The organism is Fulvitalea axinellae, assembly GCF_036492835.1.
GTDB lineage: Bacteria > Bacteroidota > Bacteroidia > Cytophagales > Cyclobacteriaceae > Fulvitalea > Fulvitalea axinellae.
This window is the reverse complement of the sequence record NZ_AP025314.1, coordinates 814570-826687: the sequence shown is the minus strand read 5'-3', so window position 1 is coordinate 826687 and position 12118 is coordinate 814570. Positions and strand designations below refer to the sequence as shown.

At 48.4% G+C, this 12118-nt stretch carries 8 protein-coding genes and 1 pseudogene; 4 read left to right on the top strand and 5 right to left on the bottom strand.

The features are described from left to right. Positions 1–234 precede the first annotated feature (234 nt). Both AABK39_RS03390 and AABK39_RS03385 read right to left on the bottom strand, forming a co-directional pair. On the bottom strand, positions 235–2502 hold the full coding sequence (locus AABK39_RS03390; RefSeq protein WP_338393511.1) for a glycoside hydrolase family 3 N-terminal domain-containing protein: 2268 nt from the start codon (positions 2500–2502) through the stop codon (positions 235–237). A 509-nt stretch (positions 2503–3011) separates the two neighbouring features. Continuing rightward, entirely contained in the window at positions 3012–4085 is a 1074-nt protein-coding gene (locus tag AABK39_RS03385; RefSeq protein WP_338392425.1) for an IS701 family transposase, read from the bottom strand. Between the two features lie 145 nt (positions 4086–4230). On the opposite strand from AABK39_RS03385, the pseudogene AABK39_RS27690 reads away from it, so the two are divergent. The 3 genes and pseudogenes from AABK39_RS27690 to AABK39_RS03370 form a co-directional block, all read left to right on the top strand. Next, positions 4231–4350: pseudogene (locus tag AABK39_RS27690) on the top strand (helix-turn-helix domain-containing protein); the annotation flags it as partial. 706 nt (positions 4351–5056) lie between these two features. Further along, on the top strand, positions 5057–5392 hold the full coding sequence (locus tag AABK39_RS03375; RefSeq protein WP_338393509.1) for a hypothetical protein: 336 nt from the start codon (positions 5057–5059) through the stop codon (positions 5390–5392). An 88-nt stretch (positions 5393–5480) separates the two neighbouring features. Next, complete coding sequence (locus AABK39_RS03370; protein ID WP_338393508.1) at positions 5481–6692, top strand: 6-bladed beta-propeller; 1212 nt, start codon at positions 5481–5483, stop codon at positions 6690–6692. 98 nt (positions 6693–6790) lie between these two features. Here AABK39_RS03370 and AABK39_RS03365 read toward each other — a convergent pair whose 3' ends face one another. Further along, positions 6791–7849, bottom strand: a complete 1059-nt coding sequence (locus tag AABK39_RS03365) for a TlpA disulfide reductase family protein (RefSeq protein WP_338393507.1) — start codon at positions 7847–7849, stop codon at positions 6791–6793. 371 nt (positions 7850–8220) lie between these two features. Here AABK39_RS03365 and AABK39_RS03360 point away from each other — a divergent pair, with 371 nt between their 5' ends. Continuing rightward, on the top strand, positions 8221–9240 hold the full coding sequence (locus AABK39_RS03360; RefSeq protein WP_338393506.1) for a TonB family protein: 1020 nt from the start codon (positions 8221–8223) through the stop codon (positions 9238–9240). A 78-nt stretch (positions 9241–9318) separates the two neighbouring features. On the opposite strand, the gene AABK39_RS03355 is transcribed toward AABK39_RS03360, so the two are convergent. Together AABK39_RS03355 and AABK39_RS03350 are read right to left on the bottom strand one after the other, a co-directional pair. Next, positions 9319–11439: a beta-L-arabinofuranosidase domain-containing protein gene (locus AABK39_RS03355; protein WP_338393505.1), complete on the bottom strand. Its 2121-nt coding sequence runs from the start codon at positions 11437–11439 to the stop codon at positions 9319–9321. A 340-nt stretch (positions 11440–11779) separates the two neighbouring features. Further along, positions 11780–12118: a YbaB/EbfC family nucleoid-associated protein gene (locus tag AABK39_RS03350; protein ID WP_338393504.1), complete on the bottom strand. Its 339-nt coding sequence runs from the start codon at positions 12116–12118 to the stop codon at positions 11780–11782.

The following is a 12118-nucleotide window of genomic DNA, read 5'->3' as shown; positions in this document are numbered from 1 at the left end:
TTCTTCCATAACCGTAATGCTTTTGGATGGAAGAAAAATTTGTAGCCGTATTTAAAAAGATTTTTTGGTTACTTTTTCATCGGAAAAAGTAACACCGGAGCTAGTTAAACGCTAACTGTAAGTGGTTTTGGAATACGGCACTTTTAATGTCGCTAATTGCCTAAGAGCACATAAAGGTTTAAACGAAAAAGGCCCCGGAAATGCGTGACATCTCCGGGGCCTTTCTTTATTCAATCAAAGCCTCTTACCAGAATTCTGATAAGTAAACTTCTCAGTCATCCCACCAACCATAACCTCAAAATCACCGTCCTCGGTTACACGCTTCAAATCACGGTTAACGAACGAAAGATCATTGCGGTCAATAACAAAACTGACCGTTTGGCTCTCGCCGGCCTTCAAGACTATCTTCTTGAATTTGCGCAAACGCTTCCAGTCCGGCGCCACAGACGCCCACAGGTCGCGGGTATAAAGCTCCACGGTTTTCTTGCCGTCCATTTGTCCGGTGTTGGTCACTTTTACGCTAACGGTCAACTTCTGTCCTCCACGGATACTGTTGCTGTTCAGCTTTAATTCCGACAGCTCAAACTTGCCATAGCTAAGCCCATGGCCAAAGTCCCACTGAACGTCACGGGGCTTACCGCCGTAGCGTGGCGACACGGTATCGAACTTGCCGTCGTAAGTAGTGATATTGCCAGAGTATTTCGGATAGCTGAAAGGCAGAATGCCCGAAGGGTTATGGTCACCGAAGAGAATATCCGCCACGGCGTCGGCGCCTTTTGAACCCGGACGGTAAGCGTCCAGCACCGCAGCCATGGCCGGCTCAATCTCCCTTACTATTCTCGGACGGCCTTCGGCCAATACCAACACTACCGGTTTGCCATAAAGCGCGGCGACCTTCGCCAAACTTATCTGCTCGGCCGGAAGATCCAGCTCATTGATGTCGCCTCCCTTTTCGGCGTATCCGCCTTCGCCTAGGCAAAGGATCACGGCGTCCACACCCTCGATACCCTTAAGCGCCGTGGCCGGATCGGTATTGGCCTGCGCATGGAAATCCGTTACGGCTTGGCAAAGCACGTTCTCTTTCCCCACTTTCTTTTCAATCGCCTCTTTTAGCGTCAGCGTAGCCTTCGAATACAGGTTTTCCTTGGCGCCCCAGTGGGTATATGACCAACTGCCGTGAAGCGCCGCCAAACTGTTGGACGCAGGACCGGCCACCAAGATTTTCATATCCTTGGCCAAAGGCAAAACGGGATTGCCCAAAAGCGTATCGTTTTTCAGCAACGTAACGCTCTCTCTCGCCGCTTCCAAAGCCAACTCGGCGTACTCTGGCTTGCCGAAGTTATCCTCCACGCCCTTTTCCGGATACGGATTATCGAACAGGCCAAGCTTGAATTTTGTCCGCAACACGCGGGTTACCGCCTCGTCTATCCTCGCCTCGCTTACAAGCCCCATATCCACGGCCTTTTTCAGGTCTTCGCAAAACTCCACGTAGCGCATCGGCACCATGCTCATATCCACGCCGGCGTTTATGGCCAAGGCAATGGCGTGCACGTTGTCCTTCGCCATGCGGTGCTTGTCCTTGAGGTAGATGATATCTTCCCAATCCGTCACCACCAAGCCCCCGAAGCCCAGCTCGTCGCGAAGCAGGTCGGTGAGGAGTTTCTTGTCGGCGTGGACCGGAATATCGTTAATCGCCGCCGAGTTGACCATCAACGTAGTGGCTCCCGCATCCACGGCCGCCTTGAACGGTGGCAGAAAGCGCTCGCGCAAATCGATGTCGGAAATATAAGCGCCCGTCCGGTCCTTGCCGTTGCGCGGAACGGAGTAGCCGATATAGTGTTTCATACAAGAAGCCACGGCGGTAGGGTTCTTCAGCCCGTCGCCCTCGTAGCCCACGATAGTGGCCCGGCCCATTTCGGTAACCAGCAATACGTCCTCGCCGAAGGTTTCCTCAAAACGAGGCCAAAGCGGTTGGCGCCCCAAACCCAATACGGGATCAAAATTCCAGCGAATACCGGAGGCCCTCGTCTCGGCCGCCGTCACCTGCGCTATCTTCTTGGCAAGCTCCGGATCGCGTCCGGCGGCGGTGCCGATATTGTGCGGAAACAAAGTGGAGTTGGCGGTATAAGAAACCCCGTGGATGGCATCCACGCCGTAGATTACGGGAATTTTCAGACGCGTTTCGGTTACGGCCATTTCCTGAATCTTGCGGATTACCTCCCGCCACATGACCGCGTCGGCGCCCTCGCCGGGAGTGTTCAGGATAGAGCCCACATGGTATTCCAGCAAAGCCTTGCGGAGCTTGTCCCGCGCCGGCATTCCTCCGGCCCAGCCTTTCTCCCCTATCTCCGAATAATTCACTTGGGTCATCTGCCCGATTTTCTCCTCAAGCGTCATTTTACCCAACAGATCCCGGATTTTTCGATCGACCTTGGCATTCTGTGCCCAAAGGCCGTTGAGAGTAATGAAAAATACCGCGATACCCAATAACAGTCTACGCATATCTCTTTTCGGTTTTGTCTATAAAAGCGTCCGCAAGTAAGCCAAAAAATCAATCGCCGGCAGGCGCCCAAGGGGTGATTCGATTAAAAAAACGGCTTTGGGGCTATTACAAGGGTATTAAACGGCGATTATTTCGCTGTGGGCGGTTAAATAGCGTTTTGTGATTTAGGGTGTTTAAATGTTGCCTAATATAATCATTGGCATTAAAAATACGGTTTCCCAAAACCACGGACGATCTGCTTCAAACAAGCTCCGGTGTCACTTTTTGAGAGATCAAAAAGTAACCAAAAAATCTCTTTCGGCTGTGAGGCCTGAGCTAAAATTTGGGTCCATGGCCCTAAAATATCCAAACTCCCGATGGTCAAACAGTGGATATTTTTTAACGGACCATGAACCCAAATTTCTTAACGCTCACTCCTCAAGGCCCAGTGATGACATTTATCAAGTGATTTTCTAACTGAACTTTCGCTCTCCCTGCATTTGGGAGAGCGATTCTTAATGAATATATTTCAGGCCGACCGCAAGGCGTCAAGTTCTTCCATGGCAGCCTTTATCATCTTCAAATACAATTTTGATTTTATCGCAAAGTGATTCAGCTTCTCCTTAACCTTCAGTTTTTCCAGTTTTATGTAGGCGATCATGGAAGCGAAGATGTGGTTCAATTGGGTAATCTCCATCTTTGTGGGAGACTTGCCTAACATCGTGTTTTGCTTGAGCGACTTATGGAACTCCTCGACTTTCCACCGTTTTTGGTAGATCGCTACGATATCCTCGAAAGCCATGTTCTCCCCGTTGGTAACCAGCCATTGTTCCGCGGTCGACCGGTCCCTGTTTGTAAAGACTTGTTTGGCGAGCGTGACAGGAAAATCAACTCCCTTGACCCACACCCGCTTCACTTGACCGCTTTCAATAGGCGCATCCGAAACGTGAATGAATTTGCCCTCGTTTTTGTCCTTTTCGCTCATTGCTATATTCCTGTTGCTCTTCAGCGGGCAAACGAAAACCTTCTTGAGCTTGTAATGAATATACTTCAGCGTATCGCTGGCGGTGAACCACGTATCGAAAAGAATGTACCTGAAAACCAGTTTGTTCAGAAAGTTTAGACGGTGTAAAACTTCCAGTACCATCTCATTTTTCGTTTTCTCGCTTTTACGCTTTTCCTTCCCGTTCTTGTCTATGTATTTCACCGTCTTGTGGACGATCTCATAAGCGACCGGACAGTTAACCGTTTGTCCTTCCACGGTATTGCTCAGAAGAAAGTTAAGGGAGTTGATCCCTTTGACCGCTTTGCCTACAGTATGGTCGAAATGATAAGCTACGATGTCGTTTTCCGAGGAATGAGGCTTGTGGACAATGCAATCGTCGATACTCAAAACCGCCTCTTCGCCCTCAATACTCCTGGCGAAAGACTTCACCTCTTTCCAAAAAGCCTTTTGGTCCATGTCCGGTTGCTTGAGGAGGTCGCTGAAATAATCATGGGGAATCTGATTGTCCAAAGATGCTGAGAGCCCTGTTGAGGTGGCTTGCCCTCGACTGGCAATAAGATAATCCGTGTATAATTCAAATCCGTCTCTCCTTTTCATTTTTCAAAAATCGGTCACTTATCATATAATTTCCAAAATTGCAATAGGAAAGGCGAGCGAAAGGTCAGTTTCTAAATGAAAATCGGGCTAGCCGTACCTTCGCAAGATTTTTGCTTATGGAATAATAATGTTAAACCACCGCCACCTCAGTGATCACGAACGCGAATGTATAAGCCGAATGACGGGCTTGGGGGTCTCCCTACGCAAGATCGCAAAATTCTTGGGACGTGCGCCTTCCACCATCAGCCGGGAAGTGAAACGCAACTTTTGGCCGGGCCGTGGTTATCTTCCGGAATTGGCTTCCAAACTCTACGAAGCCCGAAAGCGCTGGAAAGGCAGTATACGTTGGAAATATCTCCGAACTCTATGGCCACACTTCCGCGATTTTCGTCATTTTTCGTTACCACATACGCATATCCTGTGGTTTTCCGACACCAAACGCTATAATCGTTTCCGCAGTTCCCATCCATGTATCAGGCTATCCGCAGCCGCAATACTTAGAAGCGATTCCCTCTTTGAACCACGCCACAAGCCCCACCACTACCTTCAGATGCGTTACCTCGGCGAATTGCTGGAATATCACAAAGCCGCATGCGAGGGCCGGGTATACCACTCCAAATGGGAAAAGCCCCGCCAAAAATGGATAGTCAAGCTTCGCAAGCTATTACCACCTGACACTGTAATACCTTCCGAAAACACAACGCAAAACAGCCCCTCCTCCGTGTTAGTGGCCTAACTATGCCCTAAAAGGGCTTAACCGCGCTGTTTTCCATTCTTCCCCTATCTTCCGTTTATTACTTCTTCCAAATCAGTCTAATTTCGGTGTGTTTCCGCGCAGAACTGTGAGGATAATTGGCCTTTTTACAAGTCGTTTCCGATAACGATTAAGTTTTTAGAGGAATGAAATTGGTGTTGCGATTGCTCACGTACAGGAAATTGGGATGTTTGGACAGTATAAACAATGATTTTAAATGATACTCATAGATTTAATATTAAAAAGTGAGACTGTCCATAAACTGAATCACGCTACCTCTTTACGTCCTCATCTTGAGTCGCACATTGGTATTAACTTTTTTATCTCGCCTGTGGAAGCGGATTTGATGAAAGACCATGGCCGGCTTCAGAAAGCGAACACTCTACTTGAAAAGGGTGAAAGCGCATCGACTCTTCTTCAGGATTTAAACATAGGGACTGGATTTGCCCTGTTCTTCAGCGCATTGATTTTTCTATATAAACGAGCATGCTTTGAAAATTGCGGTCCGAATACTCGTACCAATTTAGCTCAGAATGCTTTTATTATTTTTTGACCATTGTATTTATCTATATTAATTTCTATCACTATCTTCCGGTTTTTAATCATGAAATAATATATATTTTATTAAAACTATAATTTTTATGTTGAAGCACTTTTTGTCGAGACTGACGATTTTTAGCCTGTTGTTTTGTTTAGCTTGTACCGAGCGTGATGGGGCTCAAAATGTCAAATACGCCGGCCAAACTCCAGAAGTGAAATTGGAACCGAAGGAAGGATTGAGGTCCATACTGATGTCTGAATATATAGACAGTGTCCGCTATGTCCCTTTGGAAACTACGGAACAGAGTCTATTGGAGGACATCGCTAAAATCCGGTTCAAGGATGGTCGGATCTATATTCTTAACCGCAACAAAAACTATAATTGCCAGTCAATATGCGTATTTGATATGAACGGTCGCTTTCTGAACAGGATTAAGAAAGTGGGAAAAGGCCCGGGGGAGTATCTCAATATCAGGAACTTCTATTTGGATGACCAAGGAATTCTTATCCATGATAATTGGTCGAAAGTGATAAAACGCTACGGGTTCGACGGCGAGTTTGTAGAAGAAACACCCTTTGCAGAAAAAAGGACGACGATGGAACGTATGGCAAACGGATATTATGCTATTGAAACTTCGGGCCTTTCGAACGAGTTTGACACTGTCAAAGACGATTATAAGCCTTCGGGGTACAGGCTCAAGGTATTAAACCCCAAAGGAGAGCTGGTATACCAAGCATTGGAGGACAGGGGTATCTTTACCGGGTGGGGAAAACAAGCCCCGTTTTTTAAAAGAGGGGATTCCCTGTATTTTTTACCCTTATGCAGAGATTCGCTGTACTTGGTGGAAAAGGACAGGATAAAGGCTGTTATGGCCTTTAATTTCGGAAAATTTCACAAAGAGCGCAGTGAGAATATCGCCAAAGCGATACCAGGCAAACAAATCAAGGGGTTTGGTGATATAGTTCGAGTGCTGATGACTGACACGCATCTGGTAGTGGAATATAGCCATAACAATATAGTTTGCTTCGCGCTTGTGGATAAAAACACACTTGAGGTAATACGTCACGCAGACTCTTTCTCGTTAGACGGCCCCGGTTTTTCGCTTCGGCCAGCCACAGTCTGCGGAAACGAATGGGTCAGCTGGATACAGACATTCAGTATAGCCCAAAGTCTGGAAAAAGACCCTGACGGCTTAAATACCGGAACCATTGGGTCCCAATTAGGCGCCGAATACCTAAAGAACCTGAATGGTGAAGAGAACCCGATTTTGGCTTTTTATACCTTGAAAAAAAGGAAGGCAAAGGAGAAATGACAGAAGGCGCAAGCGTTAAGATTCATATCGCTTAACGCTTGCGCCTTCTCTTATTATCAGATCTTGACAAGAAGACCTACACCAAGGACTTTCCTCCTCTATTGCTTCACCAATAATTCCTTCAGTTTCTTGTCCAGATCTTCCGGTTGGATATTATGCGCAAGGATTTTGCCGTCGGGGCCGATCAGAAAATTGGAGGGGACAAACTGTACCTTAAGGTGAGCTATTTCCGGGCTGTCAAAGGAACCGGGAGCGATAACCTGAGGCCAATCCAAACCCATTTTCTTGATGGTCTTTTTCCATGGTCTTGGACCGGAATCAAACGACACGCCTAGAATCTCAAAACCGCCGGTCCGGTGTTTCTTATAAACACTCTTATACTCAGGTAGCTTTTCGATGCACGGCCCGCACCACGACGCCCAAAACTCCACAAGCAACACCTTTCCCTTGAACGTTTCCGTTCCTAACGCATTTCCTTCGGTATCTTTCAGCTCGAAATGCTTGAACTCGTTGCCCACGGCCATTTTTTTAGATTTCCAGACGGCGTCTTGCACACTCTTCAGGTCATCTTCGTCCTGGGTGTTGCGGTCCAATATCGCAAGCAATTTCTCCACATCCTCAATATCCAGAATCATTTCCATAGCCAGCTCCGCCAATGTCTCTCCAAAGAAAGGGTGCTTAGGGTTTGTCCTGAACAACGAGTCCAACTTGGCGTTCAGTTTCGCCTTAAAGTCCGGTTTTCCATAAGCGCTCTGAAAGAAGGCTTGAAGCTCCTGTTGAGTTTTGGCAGTCTTATTTCCTTGGCAACCGCTTAGAAAAGTGATAGTCCTTTCTCCACGTTTCAGCAATGACAAAGAGACCGACATCTCACTGTTTTCCAAATAGAAAGAACCGGCGAACGATCCGTTTTTAGTCATAAACAAAGCGCTGACAGGGTGATTGATCTTTCCCGAGAATTGAAAAGCATTGTCCTTTACCAAAGCGCTATCCGTACGGTTGCCGTACCGCATATAGATATAGCCTTTGTAGTCTTTAATGGCTCCCTTTTGCGACGTGTCGATTCTACCGGAAATCTCATAACCTTTCTTCACCGGGACCGCCCAAAGAGAAAATGCGGTAAAACCAAAGGCGAAAAGTAACGGTAATAGCTTTTTCATACTCCAAAAAGATAGTTTAAAAATTAACTGTCGGGACTTTGACACGGGAAAGAACAGGAACGTTGCGCTGTATTTTTAGATTTAGATCTTCGGAAAGGTGGAGATTTTTTAATTTTTACTGATCCGCCCGGCAGGGTGTTCGCAAACTAAAAGGGAGTCGCCTTCGGGCGCTCCTTTTATTTTTTGACGGCATTCGCTACCTCCCATTTTATAGCCTCTCCTTTCAGCGGTCAACTCAATTTAGTTATGAAATAAAGAATCCACTGTTTATTTTTAATTCATTTCATCATATGAAATAGACGATTATTTACGTTTTGTTTAAAAAGTACGTACTTTTCTCCCTGCCTATAATTTTAAACTGCATCTACATTATGAAAAGGTTCACTAACGCATTAAAAAGCGTAAGCATTTTTGTCCTGATTTTTTCGGCATTTAACGGTTGGGGTCAGAAGCTAAACGGCCCGACTGAATACCTAGACAACGGTTTCAACAAAACTAAACGCTCCAAGGCCGTATATGTGCGCCACCTCGGCAAGTATAAGAAAACAGACGTAAGGTGCGCCTTCCAAGACTACCTTGTTACCGGTGAATTATACCGTGAGGGGTACCTTGCTTTAAGAAGCAAAACGGTTAACCCAAACGGACCGAAGGTGGTATCGTCCACTCTTGACAGCCTGCGCGTGACCTATTACAAAAACGGCAATAAGCGCCTGTCCGGAAACTATACCGAAGGAAGGAAAGTCGGTACGTTCCGGCATTGGTACCAGAACGGAAAGGTAAGGGGTGATTACCGCTACTTCCTGATGTCAAAAGCCGGGCTGGACCAAGACTATATTTACGCCAACCACTACGACAGCTTAGGACACCAACAGATAAGCAACGGCAACGGCGTGTATGATTCCTTTGACCCCGACGAGAATCTGTTTGTGAAAGGAAAAACGGAGATGGGCCTAAAAACCGGCCTGTGGACCGGCAAAGACTCAAAAGGCAACTTGAGATATTCCGAAAAATATGAGAAAGGCAATTTGGTAAAAGGCGAAAGCTATGACGCCGACGGACGAAAATATATCTATACCGAAGTGAAACAAGCGCCTGAATATGAGGGCGGGCGAAGAGGCTTTTACAGGGCCGTAGGAAAGTCGGTACGGTACCCGCGGGAGGCCAGAACCAGTGGCGTGGCCGGCAAAGTGTATATCTCGTACGTGGTGGACAAGGAGGGAAAAGTCACGAAAACAAGGAATATCAATTCTTTACACCCCGCTTTGGACAAGGAAGCTATCAGGGTTATATCATCACTCAACGGCTATTCTCCCGGTATGAAAAGAGGTCAGGTATCTGATATAGAAATAATCTTCCCTTTCTCTTTCCAAGCTTATGCTGTTCTGAAATAACTAAAGTCCCTTCCCATAAAACAAACCCCGGACTCCACTACAGAGCCCGGGGTTCTAATTATTACCTAAGACTTTTTCTTACTTCACTACAGGGAACGAACTGATGCGCAAGCGCGCGGCGCCCATCGGGATCAGCTCTATCTCCTGAGTCTGTCCGTCGAAGGCCGGATTGTCCGTGAGCTCGCCACAGAGGCCGTCCTCGTCGATCTTCCAGTCCGGTACGCGCTGGCCTTTGGCCATGATCGATATCGGGTTGCCCTCGTGCGTAAACGGGAAGTTGCTCTTCGGCCAAGCCCGCTTCACCACTTTGAAGCTCTTCGCCAGATCCTTCGCGTCATACTCCAAGCCGAAGTTCCACTCCGAAGCCGGGTGGATCTCCCATGACGGCCATTTCTGCGTGTCTACGCCATCTTGCCACTTTGAGTCACCGATGGCGGTCTCGTCGCTGGCTTTCTTGATGTAGTTTTCCTTGATCTTCAACGAGAAGGTCAACGGACCGTAATTTACGCTCGCGCTGTTATGGTTCTTGGCCCAGCGGTCCACTGACAGCTCCATCGGAAGGTCAAGCGTCACTTTGTCCTTGTCGTTCCACTTACGCTCTATGCGCACATATTTTCCGGCTACGGCCTTTGCCCCTATCGGCTTTCCGTTTACGCTCACTTTGGCCTTTGAGCACCAAGCTGGAATACGCAGATACAGCGGGAATTTTACCGGCTCGGCGGTCTCCACGCTAAAGCGGATCTGCTCCTCATACGGATAATTGGTCTCTTCGCGAAGTTTTACGCTTTTGCCGTCGGTTACTTTCATATCTACCGTACTGGCGCTGTAGATGGCCGCCAAGGCGCCGTTGTCGGGCGTGGCCATCCAGAGGTTTTCCACCATATAAGGCCAGCCCTGCGAGTGGTTGTGCTGGCAACAACGCGAGCTGAACGGATTCATCATCAAGAACGGCCCGGAGTTGTCGATGCCCGGCGCGTGGTTGGCCGCGTCGCAGAGCACCATGTTAGGCGAGGTGATATAGTGCAACGACTTGAAGTCGGGCATAGTGGCGGCCGGATAAGTGTTGAAAGCTACCTTCTCGGCGTGGTCGGCCCAGAAAGGGTCACCCGTGATGCGGAGCATATGCTCGTCGGAGTTCATCTGCTCCACGATACCGCAAGTCTCGATGCCTTGACGCGGATCGTCGTAGCCCGGACGCGAGTTCTCGTCGGAGCCGAACATACCGCCCGGCACCTGGCCGAAGTGTTCGCGGATAATATCGAAGTTTTCGTAAGCGGCTTTCAGGTGGTTTTTGTCCTTGCTTAGCAAGTAATACTGCGCCGGCTCACGGAAACACTGCGCGTGGTTTACGTTATGCCAATCGATCTGGTCGCCGTACCACAGCGGCCATTCCGCCACGTTATCCCGCTTGTGCTTGCGGTTCTTGATTTTGCCCAAGCTGTGCCCGCGGCTGGTCCAGTCGGCGGTATTGCGGTGGATCTTCTCCGCCAGTTCCAACAAAAACGGCTCGCCCGTGCGGTTATAGAGCCACATTACGCTGTGCAGGTTATCGCCCCCGCGGTTCTTTTGCCAGTAGCTGCTCAGGAACTTATTGTCGGGAACGGTAAGCTGGAACTTGAAGTATTTCGTCATCAAGTCGATTACCCGCTGGTCTTGGGTCTGGTCATAATAAGACTGCAGGCAATAGAGCATAATCATATTGCCCCAATAGTCGAGCGAGTCGCCGCCGCGCAACGGGCCGAAGTTGCCGTCTTCGCGCTGGCTGTTGATCGTCCCCTCAATCCATACTTTCGTTTCGGCTATCATCTTCGGGTCGTTGAGGATATAACCGATATTGCCGTAGCCTTTGAGCCAATAAGGAACCTCTTCCCAGCCCCAAGCGCCTTTTCCGTCTTTGGAAAGCCAAGCGTTGTCCCCTTTCTGAAGCCAAGCGCTGATCTCGCCCAAGTTGCCGGTAAGTCCCTCTTTTTGGCGAACAAGATATTCCTTTATCCAACCCTCGGGCTTGACAGCCCCCACGGGAAGTTTCACAAAACTGCTGGGAGCCAAAGGCGCCCTGTTGCTTACATAATTCGTATTGACCGAAGTGGTATCGGGGCGATCCACCACGGTTACCTCTTGGGCGTCTCCGCAAGCGGTTATGGCCAGCCCGGCCGAGACCACCAAAGCGCCAAACAATGGTTTTATTCGTCGTATCATAAAAATATCGGTTAAGCTTTATCGTGTCCGAAACCGGAAAACCTATGCGCAAATTGAGCCCAACGCACTCAAAAAAAGGTTTCCCCGTTTGTTTTCAAAAGTACTGCTCACCCGACAAACCGATACGGAGCTGTCGATTTCACCCTTCCCTTTATCGAATAGGCCTGCGGATTCATCGTGGGGAGATGATGTTTTTTCGGAAAATAGGCTGAGAGGACGCTTGCTTTAGCGATTTACCCCTTCTTTTTGGAAAAAAATAAGAATGATGCGGGAGAGAAAATCGCACAAAAAAAGGCGAAGGAAAACCCTTCGCCCGTAATGTTTTCGGTAAGCGCCAGGCTTACGCGCCGAACATACCGCCCAGGTCCAAGCCCGGAATATTCGGCAACATGCCTTCGGTTGCTTTCTTAAGCTCCACTTTGGCCAATTCCTCGGCCTTTTCGCAAGCATTGTTTACAGCCGCCACCGACAGGTCCTGGATCATTTCCTTGTCCTTTTCGCTAAGCAATACCGGGTCGATATCGATAGAAAGCACTTGACGCTTGCCGTTCACCGTAGCGCGAACCATTCCGCCACCGGCTTCGCCTTCGATAGTCATCTCGGCCAAACGGGCGTGTACTTCCTTTATCTTCCCTTGGGCCTCTTTTACCCGGCCCATGATTTTCATCATGTCAAACAT

Bases quoted from the DNA above. Each gene is read 5' to 3' on its own strand.
- AABK39_RS03365 (WP_338393507.1), bottom strand. From the start codon at position 7,849: ATGAAAAAGCTATTACCGTTACTTTTCGCCTTTGGTTTTACCGCATTT.
- AABK39_RS03385 (WP_338392425.1), bottom strand. From the start codon at position 4,085: ATGAAAAGGAGAGACGGATTTGAATTATACACGGATTATCTTATTGCC.
- AABK39_RS03355 (WP_338393505.1), bottom strand. From the start codon at position 11,439: ATGATACGACGAATAAAACCATTGTTTGGCGCTTTGGTGGTCTCGGCC.
- AABK39_RS03375 (WP_338393509.1), top strand. From the start codon at position 5,057: ATGATACTCATAGATTTAATATTAAAAAGTGAGACTGTCCATAAACTG.
- AABK39_RS03350 (WP_338393504.1), bottom strand. From the start codon at position 12,118: ATGTTTGACATGATGAAAATCATGGGCCGGGTAAAAGAGGCCCAAGGG.
- AABK39_RS03390 (WP_338393511.1), bottom strand. From the start codon at position 2,502: ATGCGTAGACTGTTATTGGGTATCGCGGTATTTTTCATTACTCTCAAC.
- AABK39_RS03370 (WP_338393508.1), top strand. From the start codon at position 5,481: ATGTTGAAGCACTTTTTGTCGAGACTGACGATTTTTAGCCTGTTGTTT.
- AABK39_RS03360 (WP_338393506.1), top strand. From the start codon at position 8,221: ATGAAAAGGTTCACTAACGCATTAAAAAGCGTAAGCATTTTTGTCCTG.